15 protein-coding genes and 1 pseudogene are annotated in these 22,181 nt (G+C 69.9%); 11 read left to right on the plus strand and 5 right to left on the minus strand.

Features of this window, described 5'->3' with window-relative positions; translation table 11 throughout:
• Positions 1-3: 3 nt before the first annotated feature.
• Positions 4-2,202, minus strand: a complete 2,199-nt coding sequence (locus HYQ63_RS36845) for an endonuclease (protein WP_179938027.1) — start codon at positions 2,200-2,202, stop codon at positions 4-6.
• Positions 2,203-2,508: 306 nt separating this feature from the next.
• A complete protein-coding gene (locus HYQ63_RS36850) occupies positions 2,509-4,059 on the minus strand; it encodes a cytosine permease (RefSeq protein WP_179938028.1) in 1,551 nt (516 codons plus the stop codon).
• Between the two features lie 359 nt (positions 4,060-4,418).
• Between HYQ63_RS36850 and HYQ63_RS36855 the strand changes: the two genes are divergently transcribed.
• The 3 genes from HYQ63_RS36855 to HYQ63_RS36865 all read left to right on the plus strand — a co-directional run bounded on the left by HYQ63_RS36855 (position 4,419) and on the right by HYQ63_RS36865 (position 9,907).
• Entirely contained in the window at positions 4,419-7,442 is a 3,024-nt protein-coding gene (locus tag HYQ63_RS36855) for a family 16 glycoside hydrolase (protein WP_179938029.1), read from the plus strand.
• Positions 7,443-7,679: 237 nt separating this feature from the next.
• Positions 7,680-9,161, plus strand: coding sequence for an NCS1 family nucleobase:cation symporter-1 (locus tag HYQ63_RS36860; RefSeq protein ID WP_179938030.1), 1,482 nt, complete (start codon positions 7,680-7,682; stop codon positions 9,159-9,161).
• A gap of 23 nt (positions 9,162-9,184) precedes the next feature.
• On the plus strand, positions 9,185-9,907 hold the full coding sequence (locus tag HYQ63_RS36865; protein ID WP_179938031.1) for an aspartate/glutamate racemase family protein: 723 nt from the start codon (positions 9,185-9,187) through the stop codon (positions 9,905-9,907).
• A gap of 32 nt (positions 9,908-9,939) precedes the next feature.
• On the opposite strand, the gene pdxA is transcribed toward HYQ63_RS36865, so the two are convergent.
• Complete coding sequence (gene pdxA, locus HYQ63_RS36870; protein WP_179938032.1) at positions 9,940-10,953, minus strand: 4-hydroxythreonine-4-phosphate dehydrogenase PdxA; 1,014 nt, start codon at positions 10,951-10,953, stop codon at positions 9,940-9,942.
• A gap of 711 nt (positions 10,954-11,664) precedes the next feature.
• Between pdxA and HYQ63_RS36875 the strand changes: the two genes are divergently transcribed.
• From HYQ63_RS36875 to HYQ63_RS36890, 4 genes are all read left to right on the plus strand, one after another.
• A complete protein-coding gene (locus HYQ63_RS36875) occupies positions 11,665-12,366 on the plus strand; it encodes an aldo/keto reductase (protein WP_257232380.1) in 702 nt (233 codons plus the stop codon).
• Between the two features lie 44 nt (positions 12,367-12,410).
• Positions 12,411-13,196: an HpcH/HpaI aldolase/citrate lyase family protein gene (locus HYQ63_RS36880; RefSeq protein ID WP_179938033.1), complete on the plus strand. Its 786-nt coding sequence runs from the start codon at positions 12,411-12,413 to the stop codon at positions 13,194-13,196.
• Positions 13,196-14,149 carry a phosphoglycerate dehydrogenase gene (locus HYQ63_RS36885; RefSeq protein WP_179938034.1) on the plus strand — a complete coding sequence of 318 codons (954 nt, stop codon included), beginning with the start codon at positions 13,196-13,198 and terminating at the stop codon, positions 14,147-14,149. The genes HYQ63_RS36880 and HYQ63_RS36885 overlap by 1 nt, the downstream gene beginning before the upstream one ends.
• A gap of 99 nt (positions 14,150-14,248) precedes the next feature.
• Positions 14,249-15,676, plus strand: a complete 1,428-nt coding sequence (locus tag HYQ63_RS36890) for an Nramp family divalent metal transporter (RefSeq protein WP_179938035.1) — start codon at positions 14,249-14,251, stop codon at positions 15,674-15,676.
• Between the two features lie 223 nt (positions 15,677-15,899).
• Here HYQ63_RS36890 and HYQ63_RS36895 read toward each other — a convergent pair.
• A pseudogene (locus HYQ63_RS36895) lies at positions 15,900-16,007 on the minus strand (transcriptional regulator); the annotation flags it as partial.
• A 45-nt stretch (positions 16,008-16,052) separates the two neighbouring features.
• On the opposite strand from HYQ63_RS36895, the gene HYQ63_RS36900 reads away from it, so the two are divergent.
• Positions 16,053-16,997, plus strand: a complete 945-nt coding sequence (locus HYQ63_RS36900) for an NADP-dependent oxidoreductase (RefSeq protein WP_179938036.1) — start codon at positions 16,053-16,055, stop codon at positions 16,995-16,997.
• A 103-nt stretch (positions 16,998-17,100) separates the two neighbouring features.
• Here HYQ63_RS36900 and HYQ63_RS36905 read toward each other — a convergent pair whose 3' ends face one another.
• Positions 17,101-18,447, minus strand: coding sequence for a mucin-1 (locus HYQ63_RS36905; RefSeq protein WP_179938037.1), 1,347 nt, complete (start codon positions 18,445-18,447; stop codon positions 17,101-17,103).
• A 180-nt stretch (positions 18,448-18,627) separates the two neighbouring features.
• On the opposite strand from HYQ63_RS36905, the gene HYQ63_RS36910 reads away from it, so the two are divergent.
• The 3 genes from HYQ63_RS36910 (at position 18,628) to HYQ63_RS36920 (ending at position 22,176) form a co-directional block, all read left to right on the plus strand.
• Positions 18,628-19,647, plus strand: coding sequence for a LacI family DNA-binding transcriptional regulator (locus HYQ63_RS36910; RefSeq protein WP_179938038.1), 1,020 nt, complete (start codon positions 18,628-18,630; stop codon positions 19,645-19,647).
• A gap of 94 nt (positions 19,648-19,741) precedes the next feature.
• On the plus strand, positions 19,742-21,085 hold the full coding sequence (locus HYQ63_RS36915; RefSeq protein WP_179938039.1) for a sugar ABC transporter substrate-binding protein: 1,344 nt from the start codon (positions 19,742-19,744) through the stop codon (positions 21,083-21,085).
• 101 nt (positions 21,086-21,186) lie between these two features.
• On the plus strand, positions 21,187-22,176 hold the full coding sequence (locus HYQ63_RS36920; RefSeq protein ID WP_179938040.1) for a carbohydrate ABC transporter permease: 990 nt from the start codon (positions 21,187-21,189) through the stop codon (positions 22,174-22,176).
• Positions 22,177-22,181 lie beyond the last annotated feature (5 nt).

Here is a 22,181-nt window from a genome sequence, read left to right on the forward strand (position 1 = left end):
TACTCAGGGCCAGACGCCGGAGAAGTCGATCTCGCGGGCCCACTCGGGATGGTCTATCAGCGGATTCCGGTTGCCCTGGATCTCCGCGATGGCGGCGTTGCGGTGCAGTTCGTACTCGGTGACCGCCTGGTTCTCGTGCCATGTCAGCAGGACGGGCAGCCGGTCCTCGGGGAACTCGCGTGCGACGTCGCCGACCTGTCCCGGATAGCGGAGCAGGAAGTACAGGGTGGCACGGGCGACCGCGCCCTTGCCCTCCGTCGGCTCGAACCCCACGCTCTCGCGCATCCCACAGGCGTCCCGGAGCGCTTCGTCGAAGTCGGGGAAGTCGAAGTACGGGAAGTTGCCGCGGAAACTATTGCAGCCGGCCTCGCACGCGAACAGATGGTGCAGGTCTCCCCGCATCGGCTCCCGTTTGGCGAACCACGACTGCGGCACCACGTGCTCGCAGTTGAACGGCATCGACGCCTCCAGCGCGTCGAACTCCGCCTCGAACTCGGCCGGACCCGCCGTGCTCTCTTGCAGCAGCAGTTCCTCCACGCAGGCCAGCCGCGCCTCGGCCACGGCCGCGTCGGCCCGTACGAGCTCCTCGACGGAGAAGCTCTTGGCCGAGTAAATGCCGTACAGCCGACCGTCCTTGTGAAGGTCCACCCAGGGGTAGACCAGCCGCATCGGCTTGTACCTGGGCTGGGGCGTGTGGGTCTCCTCCAGCAGCGCGGTGAGCGCCCGGCGCAGCGCGTCACCGTCGCCGGTGCGGACGTCCGCGTAGTACGCGTCGCGTGCGGCGATGTCGGCGGTCCGGTCATAGTAGGCACGTTCCTGCGCGAGCCTGTGGTTGATCAGGGCTGCGTCGACGTCCTTCTCGACCGCTGACACGACGTTCGTCCGCCCGGCCGACGGCGGCTGCGACGCGGCCTTCGGTGTCGCTTCGAGCGCGGGAAGCGGGGCGAGGAGGGTGGCCTGTGGGGACGACGGTGTATCGAAACCGAAGGCGATCCGCAGCGGGAGGACGAGCTGCGCGGCATCATCGGTCGCGTGCGCCGGTGCCTGGGCTCGTGACCCATCGGCCGTCGACAGGGCGGACTTCCCGTTCGACGAGGGAAGCGGCGGGGCGCTTTCTACGGGGGACGGGGCGAGCCCGGCGGTGAACATCTCGTCCCGCAGCTGGGCCGCCGCACCGGTCAGGGCCGCCTCGTGCAGGGCGCGCAGCACCCGGCTGATCCGCACACCCTCGTTGGCCCGCCACGCCAGTTGCTGCTCGCCCATCTCGGGCCGCCACACCGTGCCGTCGACGCTCAGTGGCCGGCCCTCGGCGTCGGTCTTCGGGACGGCCGAGTGGTGCAGCGCGACGACCTCCCACTGGTCGTTGAAGACCGGAGAACCTGACGAGCCCTCACGGGTGTCGGACGCGTAGTGCAGGAACCGTTCCAGTACGTCGACGAGCTGGTTGTCGCGCAGCGCAATCTGCTTGGGCTCGCCCCTGGGGTGCTGGATGATGTTCACGAACTCCCCGATGACGATCTTCCCCTGCGTTTCCCTGAGCATCAGCCAGCCGAACGACGACAGCGCCTCGTCCTGCGTGCCGCGCGGGGCCACCGCGACGAGGCTGTAGTCCAGCGCCCGGTCGGTGACGAAGAAGCGGTGCGGCTCCAGTGGGAAGACGGCCGGTGTGAGCGGGCCCCCTTCGACGCCGTCCTGGAACGCGAACGCGACCTTGCTGCGGCTCGCCTCCTCGGCGCAGCGCAGCACGTGGTTGTTGGTGAGCAGCAGGGAGGGGGACACCATGAAGCCCGTACCGTGTCCGCCACCCGGTCCGCTGATGGTGATCCGGCCAACCGAGCGGGAGACCTGAACGCCTTCCTCCAGGAACGCGACCGGGGCGAGGTTGTTGCGCCCGATGAGGCGCTCTAGCCCCAGCGCGTCTCTGGTAAAGGCCTCCGGGGGCAGTTGAAGGGTGCTTCCCTCGCTGCTGGCGGGTTCCGTCGGCGTGCGCTCGATCGCCCGCGCCATGGCCCAGTCGGCGCCGAGACGTGCCAGCCGCTTCTCGACCCGCTCGGGAGCGTCGGCGTACAGCACCCCCTGCGTCTGGAGAACGTTTTGGTTTCTCTCGCGCTGTTCGGTTCGGTTGGTGTAGCGTGCCGCGGCCATCGTCAGCTGCGCGAGATAGTCCGACTTCTGTTCGGACGTGAGTTCCGCCGTGGCCATGATCCGCCTCCTGGCCTGCTGATTGTGGCGGTGGTGTCTGAGACACGGTTCATCGGGGACAGGCGGACGGCGTCGGATGAGGCGTCGGCGCTGCCATGCGGACAGGCGATGTACCGTCTGCCGCTCTCCGTAAGACTCTCTGCCACTCATGCTTGCAGATGACACACTTACGCGCAAAAGGCCGAAAAGTGCGGTTTGCGGAGATTTGCCGTCCGCGGCGGGGGCCGCGGACGTGCGGACCGGGGTATGGCGTGACGACGAGCGTCTCCTGAGCGCGAAGGCCGGAGGTCGCTGCGGCCGTGCCGTTCAGGTGCGCTCGGGAGCGGTCGCGGTGGCGGAGAGGCCGTCGGGGCCGCCCGGGGCATCGGTGATGGGCGGGGTGTCGGCGGCGGAGGCCCGCACGAGCCGGGGGCCGTCCGGCCCGTACACCGCGCGCGGCTCGGGAAACGCGGTCAGCAGGCCGAGGTAGCTCACGGCCGCGAGGGCGAGGCCGACCGGCAGGGAGATGTCGGCCCCGTTCGCGAGGTCGCCCAGCGGGCCGACGAACTGGCCCGGCAGGTTCACGAAGAGCAGCGCCACGACGGCGGACACCAGCCAGGCGGACATCCCGCGCCAGTTCCAGCCGTGGGTGAACCAGTAACGGCCGCCGCGCTGGCGGCGGTTGAAGACCTGTAGCGCCTCCGCGTCGTACCAGCCACGGCGGGTGACATAGCCGAGAACCATCACGATCATCCAGGGCGCGGTGCAGGTGACGATCAGCGTCGCGAAGGTGGTGATGGACTGGGTGAGGTTCAGGGCGAACCGGCCGAGGAAGACGAACGCGATCGACAGTGCCCCGATGAGGAAGGTCGCCCGGACCCGGCTGAAGCGCGGAAAGACGCTGGAGAAGTCGAGGCCGGTGCCGTAGAGCGCCGTGGTGCCGGTGGACAGGCCGCCGATCAGCGCGATCAGGCACAGTGGCAGGAAGTACCAGCCGGGCGAGATCGCCAGCAGCCCGCCGACGTAGTTGGGGGCGGCCGGGTCCATGTACGTGCCGGCCTTGGTGGCGATGACCGAGGCGGTGGCCAGGCCGAAGACGAACGGCAGCAGGGTGGCGAGCTGGGCGAGGAACGCGGCGCCCATCACCCGGCGGCGCGGTGTCGCGGCCGGGATGTAGCGGGACCAGTCACCGAGGAAGGCGCCGAAGGAGACCGGGTTGGACAGCACGATCAGTGCGGCGCCGATGAACGACGGCCAGAACAGCGGGTCGGCGGTCGAGGCGAAGGTGCCCGCGTAGCCGGGGTCGAAATCGTCGCCGAAGGCGACGGCGCCCAGCACGAAGAGCGCCGACGCGGCCGTCACGGCAACCTTGTTGACCAGCAGCATGAAGCGGAAGCCGTAGATGCAGACGATGAGGACGAGGACCGCGAACACCGCGTAGGCGGCGCCGTACGAAACCTCCGACTCCGGTACGCCGGCGAGCCGGTGGGCCCCGCCGATGAGCGCGTCACCCGAGGACCACACCGAGATCGAGTAGAACGCGATCGCGGTGAGCAGCGAGAGGAACGAGCCGACGATCCGGCCGTGCACTCCCAGGTGTGCCGAGGACGAGACCGCGTTGTTCGTGCCGTTCGCCGGTCCGAACAGCGCCATGGGGGCGAGCAGCAGCGCCCCGGCGACCAGGCCGAGGACGGTCGCCGCGAGACCTTGCAGGAAGGACAGCCCCAACAGGACGGGAAAGGCGCCGAGTACGCACGTCGCGAAGGTGTTGGCGCCGCCGAAAGCCAGCCGGAAGAGGTCGATCGGGCGGGCCGACCGGTCCTCGTCCGGTATGCGTTCGACACCATGGGTCTCGATCTCGGTGATCGATGTGGTCACGGGCTTCACCCTCCGGTCCGGCTGTGGCATGCCCCGTGGCAGGGACGGGGCCACAGTCTGCGTCCCGCCCATGACCAGCGGCAACCGTCGATGCCATTCCGTGGTGGCTCTGGCCGGTGCCTTGCTGACCCGCGTTCGGCCGGGATCGCGGCACGGCGAGTAACGGGAACTTTCGACTTGTTGAGGACAAAGTATGGACGGTTCAGGGCGCCGTTCGTACGCTGGGCGTCGCTTTCGTACGGACGTCTGCGTGCATCACGGCGGAATGCCGCTGCACCACCCGTACGTGGACGAACTCCACTCCATGACCGCGGTCCGCCGTGGGCCGCGCCGCCTCGCAGCGCCCAGCAGGAGGAAGAGTGACGTCACGCAAGTACCCGAGCCTCCGTAGCCATCGCCGTAGGCCACGAAGAACCGTCGGCCTGCTCCTCGCGGTCGTTCTCGCCGGCGGTCTCGCGACACCGACAGCCGAAGCGGACGAAAAGCCCTTCGGGGACCTGCCTCCCCAGGAACCCGGCGTCACCCTCCGCGTCTTCGACGTCCAGTCGCCGCTGAGCAAGCTCTGCGACCTCAAGCCGGCCCAGACCCCCAACGTCGACAAGCTGATCCCCACCGTCGACTGGTCCTCCACGGAGGGCTTCGGTTTCACCGACAACTTCGTGTCGCAGATCATCGGCAACGTCAACGTCCCCGCCGACGGTACCTACACCTTCCGCCTGATCAGCGACGACGGCTCCCGTCTGCTCATCGGCGACAAGAAAGTCATCGACCACGACGGACTGCACGGCGCCGAGCCCAAGGACGGCGAGGTCACCCTTTCCCCCGGCTACCACGCCCTGCGGATCGACCACTTCGACCGCGGCGGCGACCAGCAGGTCACCCTCCAGTGGAAGCCGCCGGGCGCCGGTGACTTCACCCTCGTCCCGAACTCCGTGCTCAGTACCGACGCCGACGTCGTCCGCGTCACCGCCCCGGGCCGCAAGGAGTGCGAGGGCAGTTACGACACCCCCGGCGACGGTCTCCCACTGACCTCGGTCAACCCCGGCTACACCCTCACCGATCTGCGCCCCGAGGGCTTCGAGCCGCAGGTGTCCGCGATGGACTGGCTGCCGGGCGGCAAGCTCGCCGTGACGACGTGGGGCGGCAGCACCAAGACGGAGGGGGAGGTGTACATCCTCGACCACGTCACAGGTGATACCGGCCCGGAGAAGGTCACGTACAAGAAGATCGCCGGCGGCCTGAAGGAGCCGATGGGGATCACGTACGTCGACGGAAAGCTGTACGTCTCGGAGAAGCACCAGCTCACCGAGCTGTCCGACACCAAGGGCGACAACACCGCGGACGAGATCCGCAAGGTCGCCGACTGGCCGTACGGAGGAAACTTCCACGAGTTCGCCTTCGGACTGCTCTACGAGGGCGGAAACTTCTACCTGAACCTTTCCGTCGCCATCAACCAGGGCGGTGCGACAACCGATCCGCAGCCCGCCACGAACCGCGGCACCACCATCAGGGTGAACAAGAAGACCGGCAAGGTCAGTTACCTGGCCGGCGGCCTGCGCACACCGAACGGCATCGGACGGGGCCCGCGGGGCGAGCTCTTCGTCACCGACAACCAGGGCGGCTGGCTGCCCGCCTCCAAGCTGCTCCACGTCAAGCAGGACCGGTTCTTCAACCACTACACCAACCCGGACGGTCCGTTCGACGACCGCTCCGTCACCAAGCCGGTGCTCTGGCTGCCGCAGAACGAGATAGCCAACTCGCCCAGCACACCGATGCCGGTGAAGAAGGGGCCCTTCGCCGGACAGATGCTCTTCGGTGACGTCACCTACGGCGGAATCCAGCGGGCCGACCTGGAGAAGGTGGACGGCGCATACCAGGGCGCGGTGTTCCGGCACACCCAGGGCCTGGAGGCCGGCATCACCCGAATCACCACCGGACCGGACGGTGCGATCTACGCCGGTGGTCTCGGCGCCGACGGAAACTGGGGCCAGGAAGGCAAACTCCGCTTCGGCCTTCAGAAGCTCGCGCCGAACGGCAAGACCGCCTTCGACATCAAGACCATGCGCGCCACCCGCGACGGCTTCGAACTCACCTACACCAAGCCCCTGTCGGAGGAGACAGCCGCCAGGCTGACGAGCGGCGCCTACTCCGTCGAGCAGTGGCGCTACGTCCCCACCCCGGCGTACGGGGGCCCCAAGGTCGACGAGGAGTCCCTCCCCGTCGCGGCCGCCCGACTGTCCGACGACCGTCGCAGGGTCCGGCTCACCATCCCCGGCCTGAAGACCGACCGGGTGGTGCACGTGCGATCGCCGCGCCCGTTCTCCTCGGCCGAGGGCGAGCAACTCTGGTCCACCGAAGCCTGGTACACGCTCAACGCGCGCCCGGGTCCCGAGCAGCCCGTCACCTCGTACGACGCCGAGTCGGCACGCTTGTCCGGCGGAGCGGACATCGACACCGAGCACGCCGGCTACACCGGCGGTGGCTTCGTCGACGGCTTCGGAACTCCCGGCGCCACCGCCACCTTCGAGGTCGACGCACCCGCGAAGGGCGGCTACGACGTGGCACTGCGCTACGGCAACGGCCCCAACCCCTTCACCGGCACCAAGACGATCGGCGTCAGCGTCAACGGCGGGCAGGAGCAGCAGACCAGTCTCCCCTCCACCGGCGCCTGGAACCGCTGGTCCACCAAGACCGAGCGGCTCACCCTGCGCAAGGGCCGCAACACCATCACCTACGCCTACCGGCCCGAGGACACCGGCCACGTCAACCTCGACATGATCGAGGTGCGGAGAACCGGCAGCCGCATCGACCTGTTCTCCGGCGGCAGCGTCTCCACCGGCTGGCAGCACTCGGACGGCCGGAGCGTCGAATGGCCGCACACTGCCGAGGATTCCATCGAGGTGTGCTGCGGCGACATCCGCACCAAACAGGCCTTCGGCGACTTCAGGCTGCACGCCGAATTCCGGGTGCCGAAGCTGCCGGACGACGTCACCGGGCAGGACCGCGGGAACAGCGGCATCTATCTCCAGGAGCGGTACGAGATCCAGATCCTGGACTCCTTCGGCGTGGAGAAACTCGCCCCGAACGAGGCTGCGTCCATTTACGACAAAAAGGCCGCCGACCTGAACGCCGCCACTCCACCGGAGAGCTGGCAGACGTACGACATCGTTTTCCGTGCGGCCCGTTTCGACACCGCGGGCCGGAAGACCGATGACGCCAGGATCACCGTGGTGTGGAACGGCAGGAAGGTCCACGACAACGTGGCAGTGGACGGCCCGACCGGCGGCGGCGACGCCGAATCTGCCGCGGCGGGTGCAATCCGGCTCCAGGACCACGGCAACAAGGTCCGCTTCAGGAACCTCTGGATCGAGCCGCTGGACTGACGGCCACGCAAGGAACCGTCCCGGGCCGGCGCACCCACTGTGCCTGAGAAGGCACGGCTTCGCCGGACCCGGGACAACTGGGCTCACGCCCTGCCGGTTGATCCCTTGAGCGGACTCGCTGCTTCCGAACCCTTGACGGCGCAGTTGGGTGAAAACTACGTTTCGCTTCACGGAAGACTGCTTCCGTCTTGTGGAAACATCCAGGCGTGCGCCACCTACTCCCCTCTGGAGCGCCGTATGACTGCTGTGCATGACCGATCGCGCGTGGAAGCCGAGGGCGCTGTCAGCTCTGGGCTGTACACGTACGATCTCGCCCCGACGAAGAAGGAAGGGCGCCGTTGGGGCGCCTACAACGTCTTCACGCTCTGGGCCAACGACGTGCACAGTCTCGGAAATTACGCATTCGCCATCGGGCTCTTCGCGCTCGGGCTCAACGTATGGGGCATTCTGGCGGCCTTTGCGCTCGCCTCCGTTCTGCTGTTTCTCCTGCTGACGCTGTCCGGCTTCATGGGGCACAAGACGGGCGTCCCCTTTCCCGTCATGGGCCGTATGGCGTTCGGTATCAAGGGGGCGAAGATACCGGCCGTCGTCCGGGGCGCCGTCGCCATCGCCTGGTTCGGTATCCAGACCTACCTCGCCTCTTCGGTCCTGAGCGCCCTTCTCGTCGCGATGTTTCCCGGACTTCGCTCCATGGACGCGAACTCCCTGCTCGGCCAGTCGACGCTCGGCTGGGTCACCTTCCTGGCCTTGTGGACCCTCCAGGTCCTCATCGTGAGCTATGGCATGCAGATGATCCGGCGGTACATGGCCTTCGCGGCGCCCACGACCCTGATCACCATGTGCGCCCTCGCGGTCTGGATGTTCGTGCGCGCTGACGGGTCGATCTCGCTGTCCATCGACGAGCCGCTCATCGGCGCCGAGATGTGGATGCAGATCCTTCAGGGCGCTGCGCTGTGGGTGGTGATCTACGGAACGTTCGTGCTCAACTTCTGCGACTTCACCCGGTCCGCGAAGAGCCGCGGCTCCATCGTCCGCGGAAACGTGATCGGTATCCCGGTGAACATGCTCTTCTTCGCCGCCATCGTCGTGGTTCTCAGCGGGGCGCAGTTCAAGCTCGACGGGCACGTCATCACCAGTCCCACGGACATCGTCCGGACGATCCCGAACGAGTTCCTGCTGGCCGCGGCCTCACTCGCCCTCATCACCCTGACGATCGCGGTGAACCTGCTGGCCAACTTCGTGGCCCCGATCTACGCGCTGATCGACCTCTTCCCCCGTCGGCTGAACTTCCGCCGGGCCGGTCTGGTGAGCGCGGGCATCGGTCTGGTGATCCTGCCGTGGAACCTCTACAACAGCCCGGTCGTGGTGAACTACTTCCTCGGCGGGCTCGGCGCCCTGCTCGGACCCCTGTTCGGCGTGATCATGGCGGACTACTGGCTGCTGCGGAAGTCCCGCGTGAACGTGCCCGACCTCTACACCGACGACGCCCGGGGCGAGTACCACTACCGCCGCGGCTACAACCCCCGGGCCGTCTGGGCCTTCGTCCCCAGTGCCGCGATCGCCGTCACCATGGCCCTGGCACCCTTGTTCCACGCCGTGGCCGGATTCTCCTGGTTCATCGGCGCCATCCTCGCCGCGGCGCTGTACGCGGTCATCGCGGACCGCACGGTGCCGCTTCGGGACGTGGACGGTGAGGCCATCGCCGTCGCCGCCGAATGAACCACTCAGGAGAAGACTGAACGATGCGCATCCTCGTTGTGAACGTCAACACCACGCCGTCCATCACCGACTCGATCGGCGAGCAGGCGGCCGGTGTGGCATCGCCCGGTACCGAGATCATTCCGCTGACGCCCGCCTTCGGGGCGGAGTCGGTCGAGGGCAATTACGAGAGTTACCTCGCCGCCGTCGCCGTGATGGAAACCGTCCGCGCCTACCCGGAGCCGTTCGACGCCGTGATCCAGGCCGGATACGGCGAACACGGCCGGGAAGGGCTACAGGAACTGCTCGACGTTCCGGTGGTCGACATCACCGAGGCGGCCGCGAGCACCGCCCAGTTCCTCGGCCGCTGCTACTCCGTCGTCACGAGCCTCGACCGCACGGTCCCGTTGATCGAGGAGCGCCTCCACTCCGCCGGTCTGAGCGCCCGGTGCGCGTCCGTGCGCGCCAGCGGACTCGCCGTACTCGACCTGGAACGGGACGAGACCGCTGCCGTCGACGCCATTGTCGAGCAGGCCGCCCGTGCGGTGGAGGAAGACCGGGCGGAGGTGATCTGTCTGGGCTGCGGCGGCATGTCCGGCCTCGCTGAACGCGTCGTCGACCGTACAGGGGTCCCCGTCGTCGACGGGGTGACGGCGGCTGTGACGATCGCCGAGTCCCTCGTCCGGCTCGGCCTGTCCACCTCCAAGGTGCGTACCTACGCACCCCCTCGGCCCAAGAAGATCATCAATTGGCCCCCACGGGTGTGATGACACGGGCCCGGCTCTGAACGGCTCACGGTTCAGGCCACCGGAGCGGCGGGCACCGTGGCCATCTCGGCCGCCTGGCGCAGCGCCTCGACCATGCTGCCGGGCTCCGCCGCGCCCGTTCCGGCGATGTCGAACGCGGTGCCGTGGTCGACCGAGGTGCGAATGACGGGCAGGCCCACGGTGAGGTTGACGCCCGCCTCGATGCCCAGGACCTTGACCGGGCCATGACCTTGGTCGTGGTACATCGCCACGATCAGGTCGTAGTCGCCGCGTGAGGCGAGGAAGAAGGCGGTGTCGGCGGGGAGCGGACCCCGGGCGTCGATGCCCTCGGCGCGCAATGTCTCCAGGGCCGGGACGATCTTCTCGTCTTCCTCGCCGTAGCCGAACAGGCCGTTCTCGCCCGCGTGCGGATTGATGCCGCAGACACCGATGACGGGGTTCGGGGTGCCGGCGCGGACCATCGCCTCGTGGCCGCGGCGCACCGTGCGCTCGACGAGGCCCGGCTCGATGCGGTTGACGGCGTCGATCAGGCCGATGTGCGTGGTGACGTGTATGACCTTCACCTTCTCGGTGGAGAGCATCATCGAGACCTCCTCGGTCCCGGTCAGGTGAGCGAGGAGTTCGGTGTGGCCGGGGTAGATGTGGCCCGCTGCGTGCAGGGCCTCCTTGTTGAGCGGTGCGGTGCAGATGCCATGCACCTCTCCTGCCACGGCGAGTTCGGCGGCACGTTTGATGTACGTGTACGCGGCGCCGCCCGCGACCGGTGACAGCGTGCCCCAGGGCAGGTCGGCGGGGAGCAGACCGAGGTCGACCACGTTGACGCGGCCGGGAGTGAACTCGGCGTCGCGCGGGTGGCCGACGGCGGCGATCTCGTAGTCCAGGCCCAGGATGCGGGCGGCCTCGCGCAGCCGCTGCGCGTCGCCGATGACAACGGGACGGCAGCGGGTCAGGACGGCCTCGTCGAGCAGGGCCGCGACGACGACCTCGGGGCCGATGCCGGCGCCGTCGCCCATGGTGACGGCGATGAGGGGGAGAGGGGCGTGCATGCGAACAACTCCTGGGCGGGAAGCGGACGGTGGCAGGGTCGGGTGGCTGCCGCCGCCTCGTCGGCCGGGTCCAGCGGCACATGGTGCGCGCCGAGCACGGTGAGGTGCGCGATCTGCGCAACCGTGCCGGGTTCTGCGGTCCTCACCGCGTCCGGGTCGGCGTCGGTCTCGGTGTCCGGAGCGACGAGGTCGTGCGCGGCAGTGACCTCGGTCACATCCGCGGCGTCCGCGCCGGACGGGTGGTCCGCGAGCGCGACGGCGTACGGCGGTACGGGCGGCGAGACGGATGGGCGTGGGGGCGGGGGAGTCACGGAACGGAACCTCCTCGGGCGTGCCCGGCGGTGGGCGGCCCGGTGAGGATCATGACACAAGTTGCGTGAAGTGCGCGAGAACTCTTGCGTGATGTACGCAATCATGCGAGCGTTCCCGTGGCGCCGACGGCCGTCACCCGCGGACCGCGTCGCTGATGCGGACGCGATGCGTACGGGCCTACACAGCACGTTACGCCGCGCTCACCCGCAACTCAGTACACCGCCGGGAACCACCGCAGCGACCGGTCGAGGCCGCGTAGCCGCACGACACCTCCAGATGCGCACATCACGCATGAGATCGCGCACGAGCAAGAAACCGCACCACCCGCACCGCCCGCCTCGGAAGGAACCGCCGTGACCGTCGGCCTTGAACTCCCGCACGTGCCCGTCCCGTTGCGCGATGCTGCGCGCCGCGCTCGACGGGAGCCTCAAGCGCCTGGGCACCGACCATGTCGACGTCTTCTACCTGCACCAGCCGGACCGCAGGACGCCGCTCACCGAGACCTTGGCGACCATCGCCGAGTTCGTCCGGGCGGGCAAGGTCCTCGCCCTCGGCGTCTCCAACTTCGCCGCCTGGCAGATCGCCGAGTTGAATCGCGTGGCCGACGAGGTCGGCGCTCCGCGCCCCGTCCTCGCCCAGCAGCTCCACAATCTCCTCGCGCGTCGCATCGAGGAGGAGTACGTGGAGTACGCAGAGTACGCCGCGGTCACCGGACTGCGCACGATGGTCTACAACCCGCTCGGCGGCGGCCTGCTCACCGGCCGCCACAGTTTCGCGCAGGCCCCGGCGGGCGGGCGCTTCGGCGACTCCGAGCTGGCCGCGAAGTACCGCGAGCGGTACTGGAACGAGGATTTGTTCCGCGCCGTCACCGACCTCACCCGCATCGCCTCCGACGCGGGCCTGGCGCTGACCGACCTGGCGCTGCGCTGGCTGCTGACGCGGCCCTCCACTGACGCGCTGCTGCTCGGCGGCTCCAAGGTCGAGCACCTGAAGGCCAACATCGCCGCCGCGTCCGCGGGCCCGCTGCCCGCGGACGTCCTGGCCGCCTGCGACGAGGTCGGCGCCCGGCTGCGCGGCCCGATGCCCGCCTACAACCGCTGACCTAGCTGACCTCGCCGCCCACCTCGCAAGGGAGAGAGACACCCATGGCCACCGGCCGCACTTCCGCCCAGTTCATCGCCGCGCTGCGCAATCGCGAGGAGCTCATCGGCTACTGGTCGCTGCTCGACGCGCCGATCGCCGCCGAGCGCCTCGCCCGGGTCGGCTACGACTACCTGGCGTTCGACGCCCAGCACGGCCTCTTCGGCTACCAGGGCATGCTGAACAACCTCCTCGCCACCGACACCAAGGGCAGCACCGCCGTCGGCATGGTGCGCGTGGAGGCCAACGACCTCACCTACATCGGCAAGGCGCTCGACGCGGGGGCGAGCGCCGTGATCGTCCCGCTGATCGACAACGCCCAGGACGCCGCCGATGCCGTCGCCGCCGTCCGCTACCCGCCGCTGGGGCGCCGTTCGTACGGCCCGATGCGCGCTCAGCTGCGCATCGGCCCGAACCCGGCCGACACGCACGAACAGACCGCGGTCCTCGCGATGATCGAGACGGCCGACGGCCTGGCCAACGTCGAGGAGATCTGCGCGACCCCCGGCCTGGACGGTGTCTACGTCGGCCCGTCCGACCTGCGCCTGGCCATCGGCGGCGCGACCTCCACCGACCCGTCCGTACAGGATCAGTTCGAGCAGGCCCTCACCCGTGTCCGCAAGGCGGCCGAGGCGGCGGGCATCGCGGCCGGCATCCACAACGCCGACGGCGCGAGCGCCGCCCGCCGCCTCGCCGAGGGCTTCACGTTCGCGTCCGTCGCGGCCGACGTCGTGCACCTCCAGCAGATCGCGACGTCCCACCTGGAGGCGGCACGCGGCGGGGCGCGCTGATGCCGACCACGCTCATCACGACGCCGACCTTCGCCCGCCATTCGGCGCGCCCCTGGCAGATCCTGGAAGAGGCCGGAGCAGGTCCCCTGCGCCCCTACGAGGATGTGGCGCTCCCCACCGCCGAACTCCTCGAGTACGCGGCCGAAGCGGATGCGCTGATCGTCGGCATGGACCCGATCACCGCCGAGGTGATGGACGCCGCACCCCGCCTCAAGGTGATCGCCAAGCACGGCGTCGGCGTCGACACCATCGACGTGGCCGCCGCCCACGCGCGCGCGATACCGGTGGTGTGCGCGCCGGGCAGCAACTCGCGGGCGGTGGCGGAGTACACCTTCGGCCTGCTGCTGTCCACGACCCGCTCCCTCGCCGCCTCGCACACCGCGGTGGCGGCGGGCGGCTGGCCGAAGCTGTTCGGCCCCGAACTGCACGGCAAGACGCTGGGCATCGTCGGCTTCGGCCGCATCGGCCGCCTGCTGGCCGGCTACGCCCGCGCCTTCGGCATGGAGCTGCTCGCCCACGACCCGTACGTCTCCGAGGCCGACGTCCGCGTGCACGGAGCCGAACCGGCCGCGCTCGACGCCCTGCTGGCGCGCGCCGACGCCGTCAGTCTGCACACCCCGCCCGATCCGTCCGGCACCCCGCTGCTCGACCGTGCCCGCCTGGCGGCGATGAAGCCGGGCGCGGTCCTGGTCAACGCCGCGCGCGGCGGCCTCGTCGACGAACACGCGCTCGCCGACCTGCTCGGCTCCGGGCACCTCGGGGCCGCGGCCCTCGACGCGTTCAGCACCGAGCCGCTGCCCGCCGACCACCCGCTGCGCGAGGCCCCGCGCACGCTCCTCACCTCCCACATGGCCGCCTGCACGCCCGAGGCCAACCAGGCCATGGGCGCGATGGTGGCCGAGGACGTCGTCCGCGTACTGGCGGGCAAGGAGCCGCACCACCAGGCGCGTTGAGACGCCACGACACGACCCCGTCCCCGCCAACCCGTCCCCGCCCCCTCCCCGTTCCCGGACGACGGCGACGACGCCGGAAGATCCCTCAAAGGACCTGACATGGCCACCACGACCGACGGCGCCACGGCGGCGCCGCCCCCCGCGCAGCCCGACCCGTACGCGCTGCGCGCCGAAGACGCCCGCCCGGCCCCCGAGAGCTTCCGCGGCCGACTGCGCCAGCTCGGCCCCGGGCTCGTGCTGTCCGCTGCCGTCGTCGGCTCCGGTGAACTGATCACCACCACCTCGCTCGGCGCGGAAGCGGGGTTCGCGCTGTTGTGGCTGGTGATCATCTCCACCGCGGTCAAGGTGTGGGTGCAGATGGAGCTCGCCCGCTGGACCATCCTCAACGGCCGCCCCGCGCTCGACGGCTTCCGTGACGTCGGCCCCCGGATCGGCCGCCTGAGCTGGATCAACTGGCTCTGGATCGGCATGGACTTCGCCAAGATGTTCCAGCGCGGCGGCATCATCGGCGGCACCGCGGCGGCCTGCTCGATCCTGCTGCCGATCCACGGGGCGGCCCTGAGCACGTCGTCCCTGACCATCTGGGCCCTCATCGTCACCGGCGCCGCCATCCTCATCCTCCAGACCGGCAAGTACCCCGTCATCGAGCGGGTGGAGGTCGTCGGCATCACGCTCAAGACGATCATCACCTTGGGCCTGGCCCTCGCCCTGCCGTTCACCGCCTTCGGCTACGGCACCGAGCAGCTCGCCGGCGGACTGAGCTTCCAGATCCCTGCGGGCACGGTCGGCATCGCCCTCGCCATGTTCGGCATCACCGGTGTCGGCGCCGACGAGATGACGACGTACACGTACTGGTGCCTGGAGAAGGGCTACGCCCGCTGGACCGGCCCCGACGACGGCACCGAGCAGCGCGCCCGGCGCGCCGAGGGCTGGCTCAAGGTCATGCGGCTCGACGTGGGCGTCTCCTGGCTCGTGTGCACCGTCTGCACCCTGTCCTTCTACGTGATCGGCGCCTCGGTGCTCCACCCGCAGGGTCTGGTGCCCGAGGGTAACGACATGATCACCACGCTGTCGCACATCTACACCGACACGCTCGGCCCCTGGGCCGAGTACCTGTTCCTGGCCGGCGCGATCGCCGTCCTCTTCTCGGTCACCGTCGCCTCGTCGGCCAGCGTCCCCCGCTTGTGGACCAACACCCTCGGTCTGCTCGGAGTCATCGACTGGCACGACATGCGCATCCGCACCCGCACCATCCGCATCCTCACCTGCTGCCTGCCCCCGGTCTGGATGGGCATCTTCCTGTGGGTCCAGTCCCCGGTCCTGATGGTGCAGATCGGTGGCATCGGCGGTGGCATCTTCCTGCTCGCGGTCGTGGTCGCGGTCTGGCGCCTGCGCTACACCGGCGTCCCGCCCCGCTTCCGCGCCAACCCCTGGATGACCGCCGCCCTCGTCCTGAGCAGCGTGGCGACCTTCTTCCTCGGGGTGTACGGAGTGCTCGACGCGCTCGAGCTCACGCCCGGCAGCTGAATCCGGCGGCAAGGGGCGGCTGGTGCCGCTCACCACCATCGGCGAGGACCTGGCCGTGCCCAGGTCCTCGCAAGCCGTTCCGGCGGTTGGAGTTCCCCCCCCCCCCCGCCTGCCCGGGCAGCCAGCCGGACCACCCCGGCCCAGTTGGCGACCCGCCCGGCATCACGGACCCGTTCAGGTCGCGGATCAGCCCGGCCAAGCGGTCGTCCCGGGGGGAAGCGGCCGGTGGCGCGGCGGAGGGGTCGCCCAGCAGGGCGGCCCACCCACGGTTCCACCACACCAGTCGCCAGTCCGCCGCGAACACGGCGACCGCCACGTCCCCGAGGCGGATCCCTTCGTGCGGAATTCCGTGCCACCGCGGCAGGTTGCAGGCGTCATGAAGGCTATTGGCGTCTACGACTTCGGCGGCCCGGAAGCACTACAGGTCCTGGATCTGCCCGAACCGCAGGCGGGTCCCGGTGAGGTCCGCATTCGCGTACAGGCGGCCGCCGTCAGTCCCACCGACGTCATGCTGCGTACCGGCGGCCACGCCGTCCGCATGCCCGACCGCCGGCCCCCGTTCGTGCCCGGCATGGACGCCGCCGGTGTGATCGACCAGCTCGGGCCCGGGACCGACGAGCGGCTCGCCCTGGGCCAACGCGTGGTCGCCATGGTGCTGTTCACCAGCGCGCACGGCGGGGCCTACGCCGAGCAGGTCGTGGTGCCCGCCGCGTCGGTGGTGCCGGCACCCGAGGGGGCGGACTTCCCCGCCGCGTCCACTCTGCTCATGAACGCCATGACAGCACGCCTCGCTCTGGACGCGCTGGCCGTGCCGCACGGCGGGACCGTCGCCGTGACCGGTGCGGCCGGTGCCGTCGGCGGGTACGCGGTCGAGCTGGCCAAGGCCGACGGGCTGACCGTGATCGCGGACGCCGCCCGGTACGACACCGAGCTGGTGCGCGGCTTCGGCGCCGACCACGTCGTCGAGCGCGGCACCGATGTGGCCGCGCGTATTCGCGCGCTGGTCCCCGACGGTGTTCCCGGCCTCGTCGACGGCTCGTTGCAGACCACCGAGACCGTGCCCGCCATCGCCGACGGCGGCGCCCTGGCCGAGCTGCGGGGCTGGTCCGGTCCGGCCGAGCGCGGCATCCGGGTGTGCCCGGTGATGGTGCCGGACGGCATCACCGACACCGAAGGGCTGGACACGCTGCGCCGCCAGGCCGAGGACGGCACGCTGACGCTGCGCGTCGCCGAGGTGCTGCCCGCCGACGAGGCGGCCACGGCCCATCGCATGCTGGAGGCCGGCGGCCTCCGCGGTCGGTTGGTGCTGGACTTCTCCTGAGCACCGCTGCGGCTGTCGAAGGCCCCCGGGGGGAGCGTTGACCTGGTCGCACTCGCTGCGGGCCGGCCACAATAGATATTGCCCGCCTCAAAGTTTTCTTTGATCAGTGCGTCGCCGGACCGGGCCACACGGCGGAGGCGTCGTCGCGGTCGGGATCCGGCAGGCGGACGGGGCGGACGGGGAGGGTGCGGGTGCGTCCTTCCATCACCGCAGTCCAGGGGGCGGGGTGGCCCGAGTAGCACAGGGTGGTCAGGACGAAGGCGCCGTCGGCGTAGACCTCGACGTACTCGCCGACGGTGAGAATCCGCAGCGTTGCGGCGGGTTCGGTCAGGACGGTCTCGCCCAGCGGTACGCCTGCGGGGCCGGTGACCCAGAGGTTCTTGCCGTCGCACCCGACGACCAGGGCGGGGCCGTCCTCGCCGGTGCGCAGGGTGATCTCCACGCGTCCGGAGACATCGACATCACCGACGGCGTGCAGCGTCGGCTCCGTCGTCTCCTCCAGCAGCCAGGCGTCCAGGCCGGTCCACCACTCCAGGCGGGGTGCCGATCCGTCCGGTATGACAAGGGATTTGGGCTGGGCCAGCATGCCGCGGCAGCGTTCGCCGGAGTCGGTGAGGCCGACCCGGCGGGGGGTGGTGTGCAGGACGACGCGGGAGCCGTCGGGGGCGGCGATGACGCGCGGGGCGTAGGAGCCGGTCGGGCCGAGCGGCCCACGGCGGGTCCACGGTCCCCGCAGCCGGGGTGCGGTCCACGCCTCGAACCCGCGGGTCGCGCCGATCGAGCCGATCAGCAGCCAGCTGCCGTCGTCGAGACGTTCGAGGACCGGGCACTCCAACTCGTCCACGTCGCCGGGTGAGATGAGCGGCGGGTGGACTGTCCAGTGCTCCAGGTCGTCCGACGTCGCCCAGGCGACACAGCCGCTGACCTCGGCGGGCAGGGACGCGTCGGCGGCGCAGACGACCATGACCCAGCCGTCCGACGCGTCGTCGCGTACGACGAACGGGTCGCGCCATCCCATGCGTTCACCGGTGCGGTACCAACGGGCGTCCGCCTCGACGACCGGCCCGGTGCCGTGGCGGCGCCAGCCGGTGCCGTCGGTGCGGTCGGAGTACGCGAGGCCGATGGACTGGAGCGGCCAGCCGCCTTCCGTCAGTCCGCTCACGCCCGTGTAGAACATCGCCATTCCGCCGCCGGAGCCGTGCCGGACGGGGTGCATGGTCCACACCGCCTGCTGGTCGAAGCGTCCGGGCAGCCCATTGCCGAAGGCGGTGCCCCCGGGCCGCCAGCCGACCAGGTCGGTGGAGGTGGCCCGGCCGTACGAGGTCTCCATCCTCAGGTGGTCGAACTCGCTTGTCCACGGGCCCTGAAGGTGCAACACGGAGTAGGTGCCGTCGTCGTCGCGGAGCAGGGCGAAGTCGTTCACGCAGAGGCCGGGCGGGGCGTATCGCATGCACAGTTCCTGTCGGCTCGCAGCGCTCAAACGCGTGCGCTGACCATGGACTTCAAAGGTCTCGCTTAAGAATCGGCCCAAGTAAAACTCAACGCAAACGCTTGCGCAACAGCGGGCTCGGGCTTACGGTCACGTCACCCCCAGATCACACCGATGTGAAACAGACGGGAGCAATGCGCTGTGAGCGTCAGCATCACCGATGTCGCCCGCGCCGCCGGAGTCTCGGCGTCCACCGTGTCCCGCGCGCTGCGCGGCCAGCCGGGCGTCTCCGGCGAGGTGCGGGCGCAGATCACGGCCGTCGCCGCACAGCTCGGCTATACGGCGTCCCGTTCGGCGTCCAGCCTGGCCAGCGGGCACACCTTCACCATCGGGGTGGTGGTGCCGTACGTGGGCCGCTGGTTCTTCGGCACCGTGCTGGACGCCGCCGAGCAGGTGTTCAGCGCCGCCGGGTACGACGTTCTGCTGTACAACCTGGGCTCGCCGGAAACACGCAAGCGTTTCTTCACCAAGATGCCGGTCCGCAAGCGGGTGGACGCCGTGCTGTCGCTGCTCATCCCCGACGAGGAGGAGTCGGCCGCGCTGCGGTCGCTCGGGGTGCCGCTGGCCACGACGGTCGGCGGCGCCCGGCCCGGCTTCACCGTGGTCGGCATCGACGACCGGGCCGGGACGGAGAGCGCCGTCCGGCATCTGGTGAACCTCGGCCACCGCCGGATCGGCATGATCAGCGGGTCGAGCGGGCCGCAGCACTGGACCACGCCCATCACGCGCCGTCAGGCGTACCTGGACGTGCTCGCCGACGCCGGGATAGAGCACGACCCGGCGCTGGAGGCGGACGGCGACTACACCGTCGAGGGCGGCGAGCGGGCCATGACCGAACTGCTCGCCGCCTCCCGGCCGCCGACCGCCGTGTTCGCGCAGTCCGACGAGATGGCGATGGGCGCGATGCGCGCCCTGCGGCGGCACCGGCTGAGGGTGCCGGACGACGTGTCCGTCGTCGGCTTCGACGATCACGAACTCGCCGACGTGGTCGGGCTGACGACCGTTGCCCAGCCGGTCGCCGGGCAGGGCGCCGAGGCCGCCCGGCTGCTGCTGCGGCAACTCGACGAGCTGGGCGCCGGGCAGCCCGGGCATGTGCAGATGCCCATCCGTCTCGTCCTGCGCGAGACCACCGCCCCGCCGCGCCCGCGCGGACCCCAGTGACCCCGGTTCCGCCGCCGGGCCCCGAAGTCCCAGAACACCACGCCGGAAAGCACCCGAGCACCACGGACCCTCGCACCGCACGGAGGCATGAACCATGAGCTCGACCAACAGAAGGTACCGCCGCACCGCCTGTACGGGCATGGCCCTCGCCCTGCCCCTCGCGGCACTGGCCGCCTGCGGCGGCGGCAGTGGCGCCGACGTATCCGCGGAGGCGGGCAGCGGCAAGGGCACCATCAGCGTCTGGGCCCACCAGGGGCAGAAGAACGAGGACACGGCCCTGCGGAAAGCGGTGAAGTCCTTCAACTCCTCCCAGAACAAGATCAAGGTCGAGCTGAAGCTCATCCCCGGCAACGACTACACCAAGACCATCACCGCCACCGACGCCTCCAAGCTCCCGGACGTGATGGAGTTCGACGGCCCGACCATGGCGAACTTCGTCTACAACAAGAAGCTCGCCCCCATCGACTCCTACGTCTCCGCGAAGACGCTGTCCAACGCCACCGACGCCGGCAAGACACAGGGCGAGATCGGCGGCAAGCACTACGGCCTGGGCATGTACGACTCCGGGCTCGGCGTCTACGGCAACAAGAAGCTGTTGGACGCGGCCGGGGTGAAGTACCCGACGCGCCCGTCCGACGGCTGGACCGCCACCGAGTTCACGGCCGCGCTCAAGGCACTCAAGGCCAAGGACTCCGACGGCAAGGTCGTCGACCTCCAGGAGAACAGCGGCTACGCCAACGAGTGGGGCACCTTCGGCTTCGCGCCGATCCTCTGGTCGGCGGGCGGCTCCCTGCTGAAGGACGGCAAGGCCGAGGGCGCCCTGGACACGTCCGCCGCGGTGTCGGCGATGAAGACCTTCCAGTCCTGGAAGCCGTACACCGACCCCAACACCGACGGCAACGCCTTCGCCAAGGGCCGCGTCGCGCTGAGCTGGGTCGGCCACTGGATGTACCCCGCCTACAGCAAGGCCCTCGGCAAAGACCTCGTCGTGCTGCCGCTGCCCGACTTCGGCAACGGCCCCAAGGCCGGCCAGGGCTCGTGGGCCTGGGGCATCGGCGCGAACTCCAAGAACGCCAAGGCGGCCGGGACCTTCCTCGACACCCTGCTGAACGACACCAATGTCACCGCGATGACGACGGCCAACGGCGCCCCGCCCGCCACCAAGTCCGCGCTGGCCAAGAGCGAGCTGTACCAGCGGGGCGGTCCGCTCCAGCTCTTCGCCGACCAGCTCGCCAAGCCCTGCGTCGACAGCGACGTCACCAAGTCCTGCGTCGCCGTGACCCGCCCCGTCACTGCCGGATACCCCACGGTCACCGCCAAGTTCAGCGACGCCCTGAACGCGATATACGGCGGCGCCGACCCGAAGAGCGCCCTGGAGAAGGCCGCCCGCGCCATCGACCGGGACTTCTCCGACAACGCCGGTTACAAGATCCCGTAGTCCCGTCATCCCGTAGGACGCTTCGGCCGGGACGGGACCGCCCACGACGCGCAGGACGCGTACGGCGGCACGCCCGTCCCGGCCGGGAACAGGACAACTCCGTGAAGACCGTGGAACCCGCGCCCACCGCGCCCCCGAGGAGGGAGCAGGGCCCGCCCGTGAACTCCGTGAAACGCTCGCGGCCGGTGCGCAAGAACCGGGACTGGGCGCACGGACTGCTCATGTCCGCGCCCGCCGTCGCCGGACTCATCGCCTTCGTCGGCATCCCGTTCGGCTACGCCGTCGTCCTCTCCTTCTACAACGTGCGCCTCGGCTCCCCGCTGGAGCCCACCTTCTTCGGGATCGAGCAGTACCGGCGCCTGTTCACCGACCCGGACCTGTCCGGCCCGTTCCTGCGGGCCCTGCTCAACAACCTCACCTTCGCCGGGGTCGTCGTACCGCTCCAGACGGGCCTGGCGCTGGCCCTGGCCATCCTGCTCAACCGCAAGCTGAAGGGCATCGGTCTGTTCCGATCGCTGTTCTTCATGCCGGTCGTCTTCCCCATGACCCTGGTCGCCGTGATCTGGCGGCTCATCCTCGCCCGCAGCGACCAGGGCCTGCTCAACTCCGCGCTGCACGCCGTGAGCTTCGGCAACTGGGGCGCCTTCGACTGGCTCGGCGACACCGCCACCGCGATGGCCTCGATCATCGTGCTGTCGGTGTGGCAGGGCGTCGGCTTCCAGATGGTCATCCTGCTCGCAGGGCTCCAGCAGATCCCCGGCGAGCTCTACGAGGCCGCCGAACTCGACCGGGCCACGCGGTGGCAGCAGTTCCGCCACGTCACCCTGCCCGGCATCCGCGGCACCCTCGTCTTCGTCGCCATGCTGACCTCCGTGCTGTCCTTCCGGGTCTTCGACCAGGTCTACGTCCTCATCCACGGCGGAGGTCTCGACGAGGACGCCACCCGTACGGTCATGTACCAGGCCGTCACCACCGCCTTCGACCAGAACAACATCGGCCAGGCGGCCGCGATCACGGTCGTCTTCTTCCTGATCGTCGTCGCCCTGACCCTCATCCAGCGCCGCGTCGTCCGGCCCGACAACGAGGACTGACCCAC

The organism is Streptomyces sp. Rer75, assembly GCF_013414305.1.
GTDB classification, from domain to species: domain Bacteria; phylum Actinomycetota; class Actinomycetes; order Streptomycetales; family Streptomycetaceae; genus Streptomyces; species Streptomyces himastatinicus.